The organism is Psychrobacillus sp. OK028, assembly GCF_900103605.1.
In the GTDB taxonomy this organism is placed as follows: domain Bacteria; phylum Bacillota; class Bacilli; order Bacillales_A; family Planococcaceae; genus Psychrobacillus.
Map to the genome: position 1 here is coordinate 515107 of NZ_FNHY01000002.1, position 16408 is coordinate 531514.

At 35.4% G+C, this 16408-nt stretch carries 19 protein-coding genes; 15 read left to right on the plus strand and 4 right to left on the minus strand.

Features of this window, described 5'->3' with window-relative positions; all coding sequences use genetic code 11:
- The first annotated feature begins 97 nt into the window (after positions 1-97).
- The 5 genes from BLR36_RS05760 (at position 98) to BLR36_RS05780 (ending at position 6126) form a co-directional block, all read left to right on the plus strand.
- Positions 98-529, plus strand: a complete 432-nt coding sequence (locus BLR36_RS05760) for a cytidine deaminase (protein WP_093060760.1) — start codon at positions 98-100, stop codon at positions 527-529.
- A 224-nt stretch (positions 530-753) separates the two neighbouring features.
- Complete coding sequence (locus tag BLR36_RS05765) at positions 754-2403, plus strand: methylmalonyl-CoA mutase family protein (RefSeq protein ID WP_093060761.1); 1650 nt, start codon at positions 754-756, stop codon at positions 2401-2403.
- Entirely contained in the window at positions 2390-4549 is a 2160-nt protein-coding gene (gene scpA, locus BLR36_RS05770; RefSeq protein ID WP_093060762.1) for a methylmalonyl-CoA mutase, read from the plus strand. The genes BLR36_RS05765 and scpA overlap by 14 nt, the downstream gene beginning before the upstream one ends.
- The gene (gene meaB, locus BLR36_RS05775; RefSeq protein WP_093060763.1) at positions 4549-5643 is read left to right on the plus strand and encodes a methylmalonyl Co-A mutase-associated GTPase MeaB; all 1095 of its coding nucleotides are present in this window, start codon (positions 4549-4551) and stop codon (positions 5641-5643) included. The genes scpA and meaB overlap by 1 nt, the downstream gene beginning before the upstream one ends.
- A 42-nt stretch (positions 5644-5685) precedes the next feature.
- A complete protein-coding gene (locus BLR36_RS05780) occupies positions 5686-6126 on the plus strand; it encodes a BrxA/BrxB family bacilliredoxin (protein WP_093060764.1) in 441 nt (146 codons plus the stop codon).
- A 233-nt stretch (positions 6127-6359) separates the two neighbouring features.
- Here the strand turns inward: BLR36_RS05780 and prli42 are convergent, their stop codons facing one another.
- Positions 6360-6455: a stressosome-associated protein Prli42 gene (gene prli42, locus BLR36_RS18745; RefSeq protein WP_175453977.1), complete on the minus strand. Its 96-nt coding sequence runs from the start codon at positions 6453-6455 to the stop codon at positions 6360-6362.
- A gap of 123 nt (positions 6456-6578) precedes the next feature.
- Between prli42 and mce the strand changes: the two genes are divergently transcribed.
- From mce to BLR36_RS05800, 4 genes are read left to right on the plus strand one after another with little or no spacing between them, the layout of a single operon-like run.
- Positions 6579-6989, plus strand: a complete 411-nt coding sequence (mce, locus tag BLR36_RS05785) for a methylmalonyl-CoA epimerase (RefSeq protein ID WP_093060765.1) — start codon at positions 6579-6581, stop codon at positions 6987-6989.
- Positions 6990-6991: 2 nt separating this feature from the next.
- Positions 6992-8539, plus strand: coding sequence for an acyl-CoA carboxylase subunit beta (locus BLR36_RS05790; protein WP_093060766.1), 1548 nt, complete (start codon positions 6992-6994; stop codon positions 8537-8539).
- A gap of 14 nt (positions 8540-8553) precedes the next feature.
- A complete protein-coding gene (locus BLR36_RS05795; protein ID WP_093060767.1) occupies positions 8554-9666 on the plus strand; it encodes a M20/M25/M40 family metallo-hydrolase in 1113 nt (370 codons plus the stop codon).
- Positions 9667-9683: 17 nt separating this feature from the next.
- Positions 9684-10169 carry a chemotaxis protein CheW gene (locus BLR36_RS05800; RefSeq protein ID WP_093060768.1) on the plus strand — a complete coding sequence of 162 codons (486 nt, stop codon included), beginning with the start codon at positions 9684-9686 and terminating at the stop codon, positions 10167-10169.
- Positions 10170-10538: 369 nt separating this feature from the next.
- Here BLR36_RS05800 and BLR36_RS05805 read toward each other — a convergent pair whose 3' ends face one another.
- Positions 10539-11030 (minus strand): cysteine hydrolase family protein, encoded by a 492-nt coding sequence (locus BLR36_RS05805; RefSeq protein ID WP_093060769.1) that lies wholly within the window; start codon positions 11028-11030, stop codon positions 10539-10541.
- Between the two features lie 135 nt (positions 11031-11165).
- On the opposite strand from BLR36_RS05805, the gene BLR36_RS05810 reads away from it, so the two are divergent.
- Both BLR36_RS05810 and BLR36_RS05815 read left to right on the plus strand, forming a co-directional pair.
- A complete protein-coding gene (locus BLR36_RS05810) occupies positions 11166-12104 on the plus strand; it encodes a helix-turn-helix transcriptional regulator (protein ID WP_175453978.1) in 939 nt (312 codons plus the stop codon).
- Between the two features lie 149 nt (positions 12105-12253).
- Positions 12254-12787, plus strand: a complete 534-nt coding sequence (locus BLR36_RS05815; RefSeq protein ID WP_093060771.1) for a GNAT family N-acetyltransferase — start codon at positions 12254-12256, stop codon at positions 12785-12787.
- Positions 12788-13064: 277 nt separating this feature from the next.
- Here BLR36_RS05815 and BLR36_RS05820 read toward each other — a convergent pair whose 3' ends face one another.
- Positions 13065-13268, minus strand: coding sequence for a hypothetical protein (locus tag BLR36_RS05820; RefSeq protein ID WP_093060772.1), 204 nt, complete (start codon positions 13266-13268; stop codon positions 13065-13067).
- A gap of 302 nt (positions 13269-13570) precedes the next feature.
- On the opposite strand from BLR36_RS05820, the gene BLR36_RS05825 reads away from it, so the two are divergent.
- From BLR36_RS05825 to BLR36_RS05840, 4 genes are all read left to right on the plus strand, one after another.
- Positions 13571-14071 carry a hypothetical protein gene (locus BLR36_RS05825; RefSeq protein ID WP_093060773.1) on the plus strand — a complete coding sequence of 167 codons (501 nt, stop codon included), beginning with the start codon at positions 13571-13573 and terminating at the stop codon, positions 14069-14071.
- 113 nt (positions 14072-14184) lie between these two features.
- The gene (locus BLR36_RS05830; protein WP_093060774.1) at positions 14185-14439 is read left to right on the plus strand and encodes a hypothetical protein; all 255 of its coding nucleotides are present in this window, start codon (positions 14185-14187) and stop codon (positions 14437-14439) included.
- A 165-nt stretch (positions 14440-14604) separates the two neighbouring features.
- On the plus strand, positions 14605-14943 hold the full coding sequence (locus BLR36_RS05835) for a hypothetical protein (protein ID WP_093060775.1): 339 nt from the start codon (positions 14605-14607) through the stop codon (positions 14941-14943).
- Between the two features lie 172 nt (positions 14944-15115).
- Positions 15116-15616, plus strand: coding sequence for an NUDIX hydrolase (locus BLR36_RS05840; RefSeq protein WP_093060776.1), 501 nt, complete (start codon positions 15116-15118; stop codon positions 15614-15616).
- Positions 15617-15654: 38 nt separating this feature from the next.
- On the opposite strand, the gene BLR36_RS05845 is transcribed toward BLR36_RS05840, so the two are convergent.
- A complete protein-coding gene (locus BLR36_RS05845) occupies positions 15655-16050 on the minus strand; it encodes a sigma factor (protein WP_093060777.1) in 396 nt (131 codons plus the stop codon).
- Between the last annotated feature and the right edge of the window lie 358 nt (positions 16051-16408).

The window sequence follows — 16408 nt, forward strand, 5'->3', positions numbered from 1 at the left end:
ATCAAGGGGTTGCTGCTGCAATTCCTTTTTTCAAATTGAAATTAAGCAGTAGTTTAGTTTAAGAAAAAGAGACAAAAAGTAGTGAGGGGAGATTATTATGTTAGTAGTAAGACCATTAGAAGACATAGATTATGAATTGATAAAGGAAGCAGAAAAAGTTATTGAAAAGAACTATAGATACGAACGACATCACATTGGTTCGGCGGTAAGGACGAAAACGGGAAAGATATACTCAGCAGTACATGTTGAAGCGAATGTAGGAAGAATTACAGTATGTGGCGAAGCAATTGCTATTGGTAAGTCTATATCTGAGGGAGACCATGAATTTGAAACGATTGTTGCAGTTGCTCACCCTCATCCGCACGAGGATATAGAAAAATGTTGGGTAGTTGCACCATGTGGTATGTGTCGGGAGTTAATAAGTGATTATGGGAAGGATACTGATGTAATCATTTCTTATAAAGGTAAGCTAGTAAAGTGTAATGTAATGCAATTATTACCAGAAAAATATACAAGTGACCCTGAATGACCTTACCTTCTTAAGCTGGTGAGTTATTTGAAGAAGGCGTACAGAGGGGACACGGCAGATTACTTAAATAAGGGGGTGTTGTTTTGAATTTGGTGTTTATCATTATTTTGGTTTAATGGGAGATGCCGAGTAAAAAGGAATTTTCCCTTTCTAATGCTATAGGAGTCAGTTAATATATAATTAGAATAATTTTATAATATAGGGGGAAGCGAAAGCGCGTTTATATGACATTAGATAAAATGAGACAAACGACTTTTAACAAAGCAACATTGGATCAATGGGAACAAGTAGCCCTCAAATCCTTAAAAGGGAAAACTTTGGAGTCACTAAACACGAAAACCTTAGAAGAGATTATTTTGAAACCGCTTTATTCTATAGAAGATATGGCAAATATTCCTGCATCGCAAACCACGATTATTCGAAAATCGAAAAAATCATCTGAATGGTTAATCGCTCAAATGGCTGAAGGATCTACTAGTGAAGCAATACTTAAAGAAATAAAAGATTCACTTTCAAAAGGAAATGATGTTGTTCATTATAAGGTAGAAAAAGAACATACTTGGAGTGCTGAACAAATAGAAGAGTTATCAACGCTATTAAGTGACCACACTGCTATATTAGATGTTACGAATAACCCAACTTTTTTAACTTACTTCACAGACCTTCAAGGTTTAGTAAAAGGGGCAGAGGGTTTAGAGCTACCTAATGCTAGAACGTATTTCTTGAATGGTACTTGCATCCATCAAGCTGGAGGGGACGCTATTAGTGAACTAGCAAGTGTACTGGTACAAGCGGATGCGTTTGCACAAAAAACTAGCGCAGAGAATCTTGTTAAAAAAGCTTTTGTTCAATTTTCGATTGAAAGCAATTTCTTTATGGAAATAGCGAAAATTCGTGCCTTTCGTATTCTATGGCAAGCTTTCGGTCAAGCATATGGAAATCCTGACATACCTGCAATCCCTATACATACAGAAACTTCGTTGCGATCATACTCCGTATTAGATGCAAATGTTAATATTTTGCGTGCGGGTAATAGTGCATTAGCAGCCGTTCTTGGTGGAGCGGATAGCTTGACGACGTACCCATATGATTATTTAACCGGGGCTACACCAACATCCAAAAGAATTGCTAGAAATATGCAGCTCGTCCTAAAAGAAGAAACACATACTCAGCGTGTTGTCGATGCAGCAGGAGGTTCTTACTATATAGACACCTTGACGAATCAGCTAGTCGAAAAAACGTGGAAATACTTTTTAACACTTATGAAAGAAGAAAGTCCAGTGGATAGACAAGCATTACTTTTAGAACGAGCAGCAGCAAAGTGGAACGAACAGATCCATGCATTCTCTATTCGAAAAAAATCTTTAATCGGAACTAACAATTATGCAAATCCAGATGACGTGAATAGTGTCTCTATTAAACAAACTGAATATAAACGACTTGCAGAACCTTTTGAACAATTAAGAAAATCTTTTGAGGATAGTCCATTAAACACTGCTATAATTCCTTACGGGATTTTAAAGGAATATAAAGCTCGTATGGATTTTGTTAAAGGCTATTTAATCGCATTAGGGATTTCACCAATAGTAGCACCGGAAAACTTAAAACCATTCGAACTACAAAAATGGATAAATGAACAGAATATCGATTATATAGTATTCGTTGGTAACGATGAACAAACAGCTGGTTTAGTTCCAGCGTTATTAAATGAAAATTTGTCGGTACCAATGGATGTTGCAGGAAAATTTGAGGAGTATGAAGACTGGTTAGATTCAGGATTATCTGGAAGTATCTATGCTGGACAATCACTTCTTGAAAAAGGGCAGCAACTACTATCCCTTGCTAAAAAGGAGGATTTAAATGACAACGCCTAATTACGAAAAAGTATCCATTAAAGAAGTTTTATCAAAAGAGCCACATACAAAAATACCTGCAGGAGATTCTTTTCTAACGAATGAAGGAATTGCATTAAAACCTGTATATAACGAAGAAGACACGAAGGAATTTTCTCATTTAAACGATCTACCAGGTATCGCACCGAATACAAGGGGCCCATATCCTACGATGTATGTTGCAAAACCTTGGACAGTACGTCAGTATGCAGGATTTTCAACTGCAGAAGAAAGTAATGCTTTTTATAGAAGAAATTTAGCGATGGGACAAAAAGGATTATCCGTTGCATTTGATCTTGCAACACATCGTGGCTACGACTCAGATCACGAGCGTGTTACAGGTGATGTAGGAAAAGCAGGAGTGGCTATAGATTCGGTGGAGGATATGAAGATTTTATTTGACGGGATTCCGTTAGATCAAATGTCTGTTTCGATGACGATGAACGGTGCAGTGTTACCGATCTTGGCGTTTTATATTGTGACAGCTGAAGAGCAAGGAGTAGCTCCGGAGCAGTTAGCTGGAACGATACAAAATGATATTTTAAAGGAATATATGGTTCGTAATACGTATATTTACACGCCAGAAATGTCGATGAAAATTATTGCAGATATATTTGCTTATACAGCTCAAAAAATGCCGAAATTTAACTCCATCTCGATATCTGGTTACCATATGCAAGAAGCAGGAGCAACTGCTGATATAGAGTTAGCCTATACGTTAGCTGATGGACTAGAATATGTCCGAACAGGGCTAGCAGCAGGGATAGATATTGATGCTTTTGCGCCAAGACTCTCATTTTTCTGGGCAATCGGAATGAATTATTTTATGGAAATAGCAAAAATGCGTGCTGCTCGGAGAATATGGGCTCAAATGATGCAAAGCTTTGATCCAAAAAATCCTAAATCTCTCGCACTCCGCACACATTCACAAACGTCTGGGTGGAGTTTAACGGAGCAGGATCCATTTAATAACGTTACAAGAACGTTAGTAGAGGCAAATGCTGCTGCAATGGGTCATACCCAATCCCTTCACACGAATGCATTAGATGAAGCAATCGCCTTGCCGACAGATTTCTCTGCTAGAATCGCTAGAAATACTCAACTATTCTTGCAAGAAGAAACTAATATGACGAAAGTAATCGATCCTTGGGGCGGGTCATACTATGTCGAAACACTAACACATGAATTAATGGAAAAAGCATGGACCTTAATAGAAGAAATTGAAGCACTTGGTGGTATGGCGAAAGCGATTGAAACAGGACTACCTAAAATGAAGATTGAAGAAGCTGCTGCTAAAAAACAAGCACAAATTGATTCCTCTAAAGAAGTAATCATCGGGGTGAACAAATATCGTTTAGAGCAAGAAGATGCTATTGATATTTTAAATATTGATAATTCAGTCGTTCGTCAAAAACAGATGGAACGTTTAGAAAAGGTAAAAGCTAACCGTGATGAGAAAGCTGTACAAAAAGCGTTAAATGATTTAACGGATGCAGCAAGAAATGGTGAAACCAATCTGTTAGAAGCTGCTGTAAAAGCTGCTAAAGTAAGAGCAACTATTGGTGAAATATCAGATGCTATAGAAGTGGTAGCTGGAAGACATAAGGCGGTGATTCGTTCTGTGAGTGGTGTATATAGTGCAAACTTTAATGATGCAGAAGAGATTGCTGCAGTGAAACAAATGGCAGAGGACTTCCGTGAAAACGAAGGTCGCCGTCCACGTATTTTAATCGCTAAGATGGGTCAAGATGGGCATGATCGCGGGGCTAAGGTTATTGCAACTGCATTTGCCGATCTAGGATTTGACGTAGATATTAGTCCACTTTTCCAAACACCTGCAGAAACAGCGCTTCAAGCAGTAGAGAATGATGTTCACGTTGTCGGAGTGAGTTCATTAGCTGCTGGACATATGACATTAGTTCCTTCATTGAAAGAGGAATTAGCTAAGCTTGGTAGAGAGGATATATTGATAGTTGTTGGTGGTGTTATACCTGCGCAGGATTATGCTTTCTTACGTGAAAATGGTGCTTCTGCTATTTTCGGACCAGGAACAGTTATTCCTGTAGCTGCACAAAAAGTTATTGAAGAGATTTATAAGCGTCTTGGTTATGAGGAAGTGGAAGGCTAATGTCAAACACGGATAATAATAACGAATCTTCTATGCGTGTGATGAGTGGTATTAAATCGAAACATGATGGTGTGGGGAAGGCTTCTATTAAAAAGTTCTCCAAAAGAAAGCCTCTTCAAATCGATGAAGAGGAATATTTCCAGCAAATTCAAAATGGTTCCAGACTGCATTTGGCAAAAGCTATTACGTTTATTGAGAGTACTGTAAATGATCAACAACAAATTGGTCAGCAATTATTGAAAAACTTGCTTCCTTACACTGGTAACAGCATTCGTATCGGAATAACTGGAGTTCCCGGAGTAGGGAAGAGTACCTTTATAGAAGCATTTGGGAAAATGCTATGTGATCAGGGATATAGAGTTGCTGTTCTAGCTATAGATCCTAGTTCCTCTTTAACAGGTGGAAGTATTCTTGGAGATAAAACGAGAATGGAGGAGCTTGCCAAACACCCAAATGCATTTATTAGACCTTCACCAACTGCTGGTACCCTTGGAGGCGTACACAAAAAGTCTCGCGAGACGATGCTTCTATGTGAGGCTGCCGGATACGATGTCATTTTAGTTGAAACGGTTGGAGTAGGTCAAAGCGAAACGATTGTTAGGGGAATGGTGGATTTCTTTCTATTGTTAGCTTTAATAGGTGCTGGAGATGAGCTACAAGGAATGAAAAAAGGAATAATGGAGCTTACGGATGCAATTATAGTCCATAAGGCTGATGGATCAAATGAAAAGCTAGCGAAAAAAACTGTCACAGAGTATAAGCAAATACTCCATTTTCTAGCACCAGCCTCTCCATACTGGAAGACTCCAGCCCTAGCAGTATCTTCGCTATATAAAATAGGCTTAGATGCTGTTTGGGAAAATATACTGCAGTTCCAGCAACAGATGAAGGAAAAATCTGTATGGCAGCAAAGACGAAAAGAGCAATCGTTAGAATGGTTTAAAACAATGATTGTAGATCGATTATATGATGAGTTTTTTTCATCCCATGTTAAGAAAAAATCTATGGCAACTTTAGAGCAATTAGTACGGGAAGAAAAAATAACAGTTTCCCAAGCAGTTGACGAATTGTTTTCCTCGAATTCAAACAAATAATCTGATAAGATAAAACTAGTTTAAAAAAGGAGAGTGGCAATAATGAATATGGATTTCAATTTATATATGAATGATATACTTGAACAGGCTCGTGGCGAAATGGATGCAGCTGGTTTTGAACAACTTAAGACACCTGAAGAAGTAGACGCTGCATTTGCTCGTCAAGGAACAACGTTAGTAATGGTAAACTCAGTATGTGGTTGTGCAGGTGGGATTGCTCGCCCTGCGGCTGCAAACTCTGTACATTATGACAAACGTCCGGATCATTTAGTAACTGTTTTTGCTGGTCAAGACAAATTAGCAACACAGCAAGCGCGTAATCTATTCGGAGAAGATCACTTACCTTCCTCTCCATCATTTGTATTGTTAAAAGATGGACAGCCAGTAGCAGAAATTGGTCGTCATGAAATAGAAGGTCACGCACCAACTTCTGTAATCACGCACTTACAAGGATTATTTGAAGAACATTGCGAAGAAATATAAAATAATAAAAACCAGCGGAAGCATACATATGCATTCGCTGGTTTTATTATTGTCTTGGAAATTATAAAATCTATGACACGTGGCTAAATTTCTAAAAGTGATTCTCCGTCCAGACTCCAGCGTCTAGCCCTTCGAGTCGCTTCAGAATGGCGAATAAAGGCAAAGAGTGCCTTTATTACAATTCTTCCAGCGTTCTTTAGGGCTGACATTGGTTCTTACGCTTTTGTAGTATCTTAAAGGACGAAGCTTAGACCGAATAGTAATGTAGACATTACCATTACAAAAATCATTAAATAAACAATAATTTTACGAAATTTTTGGTTTTGCATAATTTCTCTCCTTTAGCTTGTACCTTTATTTTATCAAAAACATAAAAATGCACAAGAGGTAGCGATTTTTTTTTGAAATAGGTACAATAGAAGAAGATTGCTGTTTTTTAAAGGGGTGTAAAAATGGAGAAAGTTGATCATATTGGGATTGCTGTGAAAAGTATAGAAGAAGCGCTTCCATATTACACAGAATCATTAGGTTTAAAGCTATTACATATAGAAGATGTTCCATCCGAAAAAGTTCGTGTAGCTTTTATCGATAGTGGGAATGTTACTCTAGAATTACTTCAACCGATCGATGAAACAAGTACGATTCATTCATTTATAGAAAAGAAGGGTGAAGGTATTCATCATATAGCTTTTGGCGTATCTGATATTCAAGAGCGATTGGACGAGCTAAAGACAAAAGGCGTTCAGCTAATACATGAAAAAGCAAAAGCAGGTGCACACGGAGCGCAAGTAGCATTTATTCATCCGAAGGCATCTCGTGGAGTACTTTATGAATTAGTCGATAAAACTGGGGGAGTGAAGTAATTATGGATATATATGAAAAAATCAATGACTTATATGATCGAAAACGTAAAATCGAACTTGGCGGTGGGGATGAACGAATCCAAAAGCAGCATGAAAAAGGGAAGCTGACTGCTCGTGAACGTATTGAATTATTAGTAGACAAAGATTCATTTGTAGAGTTAAACCCATTCATTAAGCACCGAACAGTAGACTTCGGAATGGACAAGCAAGAAGGTCCTGGAGATGGAGTAGTAACTGGTTACGGGAAAGTTAATGGTCGTCCTGTTTATTTATTCTCCCAAGATTTCACTGTTTTTGGTGGAGCTTTAGGCGAAATGCATGCCCTTAAAATTGCGAATGTTATGGATTTGGCTGCTAAAAATGGAGCGCCATTTATTGGGTTAAATGATTCAGGTGGTGCCCGTATTCAAGAAGGTGTCGTTTCACTCGATGGTTATGGACAAATTTTTTATCGAAACGCTATTTATTCGGGAGTTATACCGCAGATCTCCGTCATTTTAGGTCCTTGTGCTGGTGGCGCAGTGTATTCGCCTGCTATAACAGATTTTGTGTTTATGACCGATGAAACAAGCCAAATGTTTATAACTGGTCCAAAAGTGATTGAAACCGTTACGGGTGAAAAAATTTCTGCCGAAGATCTAGGTGGATCGAAAGTACATAATACAATAAGTGGAAATGCACATTTCCGTGGAAAAACAGAAGAAGAAGTTTTAGAAAGCGTACGTTTACTGCTAAGTTATTTACCGCAAAGCTTTGAAGAAAAGCCTTCGATAGCTGATGTAAAAGAAGAGGATAATTATCGTCCAGATTTAGCTGATATCGTTCCTTATGAAGCAATTCGTCCTTATGATGTTCGAAAGGTAATTGAACAAGTCGTTGATACAAATTCTTTCTTAGAAGTCCAAAAAGAATTTGCTAAGAACATTGTTATTGGTCTAGCTCGTATTAAGGGCGAGGTAGTAGGTTTAGTTTGTAACCAACCAAAAGTAATGGCTGGAGGTCTAGATATAGACTCTTCAGACAAAGCAGCGCGTTTTATTCGTTTCTGTGATTCCTTTAATATTCCTATCATTACGTTTGAAGATGTAACAGGGTTCTTCCCAGGCATTAAACAGGAACACGGTGGTATTATTCGCCATGGTGCTAAAATATTATTTGCTTATTCAGAAGCAACTGTCCCTAAAATAACAGTTATTTTACGTAAAGCATACGGCGGGGCTTATGTTGCGTTAAATTCCAAGTCAATTGGAGCAGATGTTGTTTTTGCATGGCCGAATGCGGAAATAGCAGTTATGGGACCAAATGGAGCAGCAAATATAATTTTTGCTCGTGAAATAGCCCAAAGTGATGATCCTGAAGCTGTACGAGCTGAAAAGATTGAGGAGTATCGTGAAAAATTTGCAAATCCTTATGTAGCAGCTTCAATGGGCATGGTCGATGATGTAATTGACCCGAGGGAAACTCGTATTAAGCTAATACAATCATTAGAAATGATGCGAAATAAGAAAGAAACAAGACCAAACAAAAAACATGGTAATATTCCATTATAAAAGGAGACTTTTAGATGAGTCGATTAGTAGATGAATTTTTAGAACTAGTTCAAATAGATTCTGAAACAAAGCATGAGAAAGTAATTGCGCCTATATTAAAAGGTAAATTAGAACAACTTGGGTTCTCAGTTATAGAAGACAATTCTGCTTCTAAAACTGGTCACGGAGCTGGTAACTTAATCGCAACATTAAAGGGATCAAATGCAAACATAGATACAATTTACTTTACTGTCCATATGGATACAGTTGTCCCTGGTAAAGGAATTAAACCTGTTATTAAAGACGATGGTTATATTTATTCGGATGGGACAACAATTTTAGGAGCTGACGATAAAGCAGGAATCGCCGCTTTGTTTGAAGCTATTCGTCGTTTGAAAGAGCAATCTATCGAACACGGCGATATTCAAGTTGTAATTACAGCTGGAGAAGAAAGTGGTCTAGTAGGAGCGAAAGAATTGGATGCTTCTTTGCTTACTGCAAAATATGGCTATGCAATCGATAGTGATGGGGCTGTTGGTGGTATTGTAACAGCTGCTCCTTTCCAAGCTAAGCTATGGACGACAATTACAGGGAAAACTGCGCATGCTGGAGTGGCTCCTGAAAAAGGTATTTCTGCTATAACTTTAGCTGCAAAAGCAATTTCTGCTATGAAGTTAGGACGACTTGATGCTGAAACTACCGCAAATATAGGTCGCTTTGAAGGTGGACAAGCAACAAATATCGTATGTGATGAAGTGCATATTTTATCAGAAGCACGCTCTATCAACAAAGAAAAACTAGATGCTCAGGTTGCACATATGGTAGAAACATTTGCAGAAACTGCTGAAAAATTTGGTGGTAAAGCAGTGACAGAAACACAATTAATGTATCCAGGCTTCCACTTTGAAGAAGACCACTCTGTCGTACAGGTTGCCAAACGTGCAGTGGAACGTATTGGAAGAACTGCAGAGATTAAGACTAGTGGCGGTGGTAGTGATGCCAATGTAATTGCTGGTTTTGGGATTCCTACAGTTATCTTATCTGTCGGTTATGAAGAAATTCATACAACAAATGAACGAATGCCTATTGAAGAGTTAGAAAAACTTGCCGATTTAATAGTAGAGATCGTTTTAGTAGCGGCAGAATAAAATAGGAGGTGACTTCATTGGACAATGAAAAAGTTGTCGTATTTCAATGTGGAAATGAAGAATACGCAGTATCTATAGAACATGTTGTGTCCATAGAGAAATTAGAACATGTCAATCCAATCCCACACTTACCGAATTATTTGATAGGTTTGATGAAAATCCGTGGGGAACTTGTACCAATTATCGATTTTGAACAAATTTTGTATAATCGTAGTGGTGTAAATGAGGATTCTGCTAAAGTAGTTACTATGCATACGAAAGATATGACTGTTGGACTTCTAGTGAAAGAAGCGAAAGAGATTTTAGATATTGATCAGCAAAATCTAAAGCAAATTGGTTTAGTGAATTATACGAAAACACTTTATTTCACTGCAGTTGCAAACCTAGAAAATCGTATGATTACAATCGTCGATGCTTCTATATTGGTTAGTTCTTTAGAAGGCTTTAATGACATTCAATCGTATGTAGAGGAAGTCAAGAAAGAAGAGACCATTAATAATTAGTTTCATGATTAGCCAGTAAAGGTAGCTTATATAGCTACCTTTTTTTAAGAGGAAAAATCATATATTTGAAGTATAGACCCAATACTCCTGCAAACTTAAGAAGTAAATATATTCATTGTTGCTGCAAATTATCGTTGCAGGAGGATGCTTTCGGTTGGGCTTGCAGTTGATCTCATACGTTACATGAAGTTGAGATGAGAGCAGTGGGACAGGTGATACCCCTTGGTATAGTTCAATGAATATTAAGACTTAACTTCAAATAAAAAAATTATTCTTTGATTATTGAGTAGTGCGTATAGATACTTTAAGAAACGGAGCAAAGCAGTATGCTAAAACTACCTCTGGACGATTAAATGGACCTAAAAATTGTTAAATCAATAAGTCATTCAAACAAATTATCTCGCTTCCTTTACTTTCGTAATAGTCTAGCATACCATCAATTTTCTTTTTATCATAACTGGTAATGCAATCTGATAGTACACTAACCCCATAGTTTGATTTACGTAAGTTAAAGCAAGTTGACTTAACACAAGCAATAGCATCTCCTCCAGTGAGGTAGAAGTCGTCTATTTCATTTTTACTAATAAAGTCTGTGAATTCTTCACTTGTTAATGCGTTTCCTTTATATTTTGTAAAAACATTTTCTGATACTATTTTCAAATTTGAAGCTAAATCAGCACCTAGTGTACCTGTTTTAAAAGTTCTCGTACCGGGTGACAAATTCTCATGTCTTATATAAACAACATGAATATTATTTTCGATTGCCCAATCAATTGACTTGTTGATATTGTCAATGATATCTTTGTAATTCTTTGTCATGTCATTTTGAATATCAATTATTACTAAAGCTTTTTTCTGCATAATACTTCCTCCTCAGTTTGGTTCATTCTTAATTCCTCCTAATTTAATTATGAAAATTGTATTAATTTGATAATGTCTTCAGTATATAATGTAATAGTGACAAATGATGACACAATTAGCAAAAGGGTGAAAATTTTGAGTAAGGCAATTAGATTAAATGAATTAAGGTTGTATATTAATCGAGTCAAAAAGTTTAAGGTAGATGATTTAGCAAAAGAATTTAATGTTTCAAGAAGAACGATTCTTAGGGATTTAGAAGAACTAAGTATTTTAGGGGTTCCATTAATTTCAGAGGTAGGAGCTAATGGTGGATATCAAGTTTTGGAAGAAAAAAATCTACTTGCTGTCACTTTTACAAAAGAGGAAACTTTCTCTATCTTTTTTGCTCTTTTGTCTTTAAAACATTTTATCAGCCTACCTTTTGAATCGGAATATAATTCAATCATAAAAAAATTCTATCTGAACCTAAACGGAAAGATGAAAGATGAAATTGATTTAATCAAAAACAAGATTGATTTCAAAATAGATAATCAGAGTAAAGAAAGTCCCCTATTAAAAGAGCTGTTTATGGCGGCAATAGGAGATGAGCCGCTTTGGATTTCTTACTTGGGGGTTAAAAGAGAAATTCAACCAGTTGGATTATTTTCTCAGTATGGAAGATGGTATTGTCCTTCGTATTGTTATCTTAGGAAGGAATTTAGACTTTTTCGTTGCGATCGAATATCAGAGATCGGATTAAGTGTAAGAAATGACAAGATGAATCTAAAAGAAACCAACTTAAATGATATTATTAACATTTTAACAACAAAAAAAGAGTATGAGCTTATTGTGGAATTAACACCAGAAGGAGTAGAAAAATATAAATCTAATCTTTCGCTATATTATCAAATATCAATAGACAGTAAAGGTTATGGAGTCATTAAGGGTTCAATAAGTGAAACAGAAATAGACTTTTTGGCTGACTATTTCATACAAATTGGAAAACATGCAAAAGTAGTTGAACCCATAGAGTTAAGAGCTGAAATAAAAAAGAAAATTTTAGTATTGAGTGATTTATACCGTGATTTGGTATAGGAAACAAATGAGCTTATTCAACTGACGGGTGCTTTACTTCAAAAAGGAGTAAAGCTTTTTTCTTATTGAACTAACGAAGCAGTTTAGTTGAAGAAGGAAATAGGTATGTGGTTGCCGAATTCTTTTAGAATAGAGATAGGAGGATTTTAATGTCAGACATAATCAACACTCAAAATTGTATAATTCGAAGTGTAGAATTAGAAGATGCGGAAGCACTTTTAGAAATATCAAATTCCATTATTTCCGAAGGAGATTATTTCATCATAGTTTCTGAAGAGTTAGAAAAAAAATCTTCAAATCAACTAAGAGAAAAAATACAAGAGGTATTAAACAATGAAAATGAAAATTTAATAGTTGCAGAGATAAATGAAGTGGTTGTAGGTTCGATTGTGTTTCGTTCTCATAACTTAAAAAGACTATCTCACACTGGCACGATTTCAATGTCGATAAGTGAAAATTATAGAGGTATGGGAATTGGAAAAATACTTATTAAAGCATTGTTGGATTGGGCAGAAAACCATCCACTAATTGAAAAGGTGAGTTTAGGGGTATTCTCAACAAATCATAGGGCAATATCATTATACAAGAGTGTGGGATTTATTGAGGAAGGTCGTAAAGTTAAAGAATTTAAGATAAATGAAAATAAATATGTGGACGATATTCTTATGTACAAGTTCGTTTAATAATAGTTATAGTTTGTTAAATATTGTACTTCAACTAACGGGGGCTTTACTTCAAGAAGGGGTAAAGCTTTTTCTTGTTGTGCTAAAGCAGCAGTTTAGTTGAAGAAGAAGGTTTATTTTCGATTGTGTTGAATAAGGTGATATACGAAAATTATTAAACAAAAGGGGTCATTTACTTCAATTCTGTGAGTAGTACTTTTTTGAACTTACGAAGTAGGGTAGTTCAAGAAGGATGAAAAGTCCTTAAAAAAGCGGACTAATAGTTAGCCCACTTTTTTTATGATGGTAAATGGTTACTTACTAATTCAAGAACAATGGATTCAACATTGTGTTGTGGTTGTGGTTGTGGTTGGAACCAATGAACCTCTTCGTTATGGAAAATCCCTCGATAGTCATTTCCTTCAATGTTCACTTTAAACTGAAAATGTTCGTTAGCTTGTCCCTCAAATAATGGTTTAATTACCTCGAAACTTTGTAACATAATGAAAATCCCCTTTCGTTTATGTCCTTATATTAACTACTCAAAGTTAAAAAGTAGGGTAAAGAAGGTTAGAATTTGGATAGAATAAAGTAACAAATTGTATTTTAACTAGTGTTAACATTATGAAAGAATGTACTTCAACTAATGGTGCTTTACTTCAAGAAGGAGTAAAGCCTTTTTCTTATTGAACTAAAGAAGCAGTTTAGTTGAAGAACAGTGTGACAAATAAAGGTTTTGTTTTTTTTATGTAGAATAATTAAATAAAATAATACTCAAATAGTTGTATTCGAGGGGGTGTACGTATGAAAAAATTAAGTTTATTATTCACAGGTTTATTTTTTCTATTATTAACAGCCTGTAATAATGAGGAACCTTTAATAGAAATTGAAGTTAAAATTTCTTCAATTAGTGATGATGAATACAGTAATGTTGGTGCCACTAAAGATTTGATTGAGCCAAAGCAAGAAGATTTTAAGGTACTTGAATTTACATTTAATATGAAACACACAGATGCTGTGACAAATCGAAAAGTTGAGATGTTTGAGGATTGGAAAAAAACACTGGATAGCATAGATGGAATTGACCGTTATTGGTATGGAAGTGCTTCATCACAAGATAATGCATCTGAAAATTTTGCGGAATATCAACAAGAAATTGTTTTTTACGCGAAAGGATTATCTGAAGAGGATATTAAGAATGCGTTTAGTGATGCAAAACTTACAGTTTCGTGGACTGACAATAATTTTGAACAAGATGAAAAACAATACAAAATAGCAGATTTATTAGAGTTTAGTAATGAATAAGAAGGTCTTATTCATTACTAACGGGTGATTTACTCTAAGAAGGAGTAAAGCCTTTTTTCTTATTGTACTAAGGTAGCAGTTTTTTTAACAAGAAATATAATGGGGGAATTTTTATGGAATCTGATTATAAATGGTTTATTGATATCCGTTTCAGTGGTGGAGATATTCAATTTGACGTTTCTAGTGAGTCGCATTTATTTAGTTATACATCAGGTATAGGTTTTGTGGCAATACCTCATTTCTTTTGTACACTTGCACAACTTTATAAGAAAGAAATCAAAGAAGCCCATTTAATTGGCGTTTTAGCTAATGGAATAGTGCTAGTTTTTGTATATTTCTTATTACTTGCTAATGGATTAGCAGGTTAAAATAAAGCGTTTGGAAAAATTGAAGGGTAAACAAAAAGTCTTATCCAACTAACGAGTGCATTACTTCAAGAAGAGGTAAAGCATTTTTCTTCTTGAACTAATGCAGCAGTTTAGTTGAACAAGAAAAAATTAACTAACGAGAATAAGTCGAGGGGGGAAAATTTTATGAAAAAACTTTTTATTATGTGTTTGCTTTCATTTGCGATTCTTTCGGCTTGTGGAAACACCCCTAATAAGTCAATAGGACAAGAATCAAAAGGACTTCAAAGTATTGCTTTTACGAGTTTATCAGTCATGGAGAAGAAGGAAATCGAGAATAAAGAGAATGTTGAGATAGAAAAGATTGATGTAGTTCCTGAAAACACAGAAATTTTATCTAATGATTATGATAAAAACAATATCTACTCAGTTAAGTTTAAGAGTACGAATCAAGACTTGGGAGATATAATTGTTTTTGTAGATAATGTTAACAAAAAGACTATTGGAATTCTGATTAGAAAGTAAAATACAAGCAGTTTTATAGTAGTAAACCATTAAAAGGATTATTGCCAACTTAATAGAATTATAGACAGAAGGTATATTTTTACTAACGGGGCAGTTTAGTTCAAGAGAGGTTTTAACTTGTATTCAACAATCGGGCCATCTAGTTGAAGAGGAAAAGTGAGGGAGAAATTGTATGATCTATGTAAATGTTAGAGCAATAATTGAAAGAAATGGACCAAATGGAACTGAAATCGTTATACAAAAAAGGGTTAAATCTAATGAGAATAAAAGACCTTATGAGCTACCTGGAGGAAGGTTAGAGGAATTCGAGTCATTTATGGAAGGACTTAAAAGAGAAGTGCACCAAGAAACAGGACTTCATATAACAAAGATTTTTGGGGAAGAAACTAGAATAGAAACTAATGATGTGGACTCAAATGTTGAAGCTTTGAAGCCTTTTGCTGTTTATCAAACGACAAATGGTCCAGTAGATTCATTAGGCGCTTATTTTCGATGTCAAGCCTCTGGTAATTTAGTTAAAGAAGGCGACGGTACTATGGATTTAAAGTGGATACCAGTAGATGAGCTACACCATTCACTAGAGAAGGATCTAATAGATTTTAGCTGGGTCGATAAGTCTGGAATAATGTATTATTTAAAATGGTATTACGCAGAAAAACAACAAATTGATTAGTATGATTCCTATTTTATTCTGGAAAAGCATTCATTAAATTAAAGGGTGATTACATTACGATAATCCACATTTAGGAAGGCTAGTGCTTCTGATAAATCAATTGACGGGTCCAATTCTTGATTAGATTCTAAAATAAATAGGATTGTTTCTTCTGGTAGCTGAATCATTTTCTTTTTGCGCTCCAGTTCCTTATACGCAGTACGAATTAAGATTTTTACTAGCCAAGTACTAAAAAAAGCAGGTGATTTTAATTGGTGTATCGAAGTATAGGCTTTATAAGTAGCTTCTTGTAATACATCGAGTGCATCTTCTTTGTTACGCATGTGAAGAAAAGCAATTTTATATAACTTTTCACTTTCAAATTTAAGTAGTTGTTCAAATGCTTGTTTATTTCCAGCTATGGCTAACTCGACTATTTGGGTTGAATACGACATGTAGCAACCTCCCTTCACTTATTAGAGGCAGAAGAAATAGAATAAGTTTCAAATCTAATACATTTATTAAGTTTTATTATTATAATTGTATTATATTTATTGATTTCATTAGGATTTTATATTTTAAGGAATTAATGACAGGAGAAATTAAATTATTGAGTAATCGAGGGCAAGATATTTACTTTATAACAATCATTCTTCTTCAACAAACGGGTACTTTACTTCAAGAAGGGGTAAAGCCTTGTTCTTATTGAACTAACGGAGCAGGTTAGTTGAACAAGGAGGTATTTTTAGAAGTATGGCGAAGTAGGATAAGGTAATAAATTGATGTGCATATTACTTCATTTTGGAGGGATAA

Coding starts and splice junctions, on each gene's coding strand:
- BLR36_RS05760 (WP_093060760.1), top strand. CDS start 98: ATGTTAGTAGTAAGACCATTAGAAGACATAGATTATGAATTGATAAAG.
- BLR36_RS05830 (WP_093060774.1), top strand. CDS start 14,185: ATGGAATCTGATTATAAATGGTTTATTGATATCCGTTTCAGTGGTGGA.
- BLR36_RS05780 (WP_093060764.1), top strand. CDS start 5,686: ATGAATATGGATTTCAATTTATATATGAATGATATACTTGAACAGGCT.
- BLR36_RS05815 (WP_093060771.1), top strand. CDS start 12,254: ATGTCAGACATAATCAACACTCAAAATTGTATAATTCGAAGTGTAGAA.
- BLR36_RS05805 (WP_093060769.1), bottom strand. CDS start 11,030: ATGCAGAAAAAAGCTTTAGTAATAATTGATATTCAAAATGACATGACA.
- BLR36_RS05835 (WP_093060775.1), top strand. CDS start 14,605: ATGAAAAAACTTTTTATTATGTGTTTGCTTTCATTTGCGATTCTTTCG.
- BLR36_RS05765 (WP_093060761.1), top strand. CDS start 754: ATGACATTAGATAAAATGAGACAAACGACTTTTAACAAAGCAACATTG.
- meaB (WP_093060763.1), top strand. CDS start 4,549: ATGTCAAACACGGATAATAATAACGAATCTTCTATGCGTGTGATGAGT.
- BLR36_RS05825 (WP_093060773.1), top strand. CDS start 13,571: ATGAAAAAATTAAGTTTATTATTCACAGGTTTATTTTTTCTATTATTA.
- prli42 (WP_175453977.1), bottom strand. CDS start 6,455: ATGCAAAACCAAAAATTTCGTAAAATTATTGTTTATTTAATGATTTTT.
- BLR36_RS05820 (WP_093060772.1), bottom strand. CDS start 13,268: ATGTTACAAAGTTTCGAGGTAATTAAACCATTATTTGAGGGACAAGCT.
- BLR36_RS05845 (WP_093060777.1), bottom strand. CDS start 16,050: ATGTCGTATTCAACCCAAATAGTCGAGTTAGCCATAGCTGGAAATAAA.
- BLR36_RS05790 (WP_093060766.1), top strand. CDS start 6,992: ATGGATATATATGAAAAAATCAATGACTTATATGATCGAAAACGTAAA.
- scpA (WP_093060762.1), top strand. CDS start 2,390: ATGACAACGCCTAATTACGAAAAAGTATCCATTAAAGAAGTTTTATCA.
- BLR36_RS05795 (WP_093060767.1), top strand. CDS start 8,554: ATGAGTCGATTAGTAGATGAATTTTTAGAACTAGTTCAAATAGATTCT.
- BLR36_RS05840 (WP_093060776.1), top strand. CDS start 15,116: ATGATCTATGTAAATGTTAGAGCAATAATTGAAAGAAATGGACCAAAT.
- mce (WP_093060765.1), top strand. CDS start 6,579: ATGGAGAAAGTTGATCATATTGGGATTGCTGTGAAAAGTATAGAAGAA.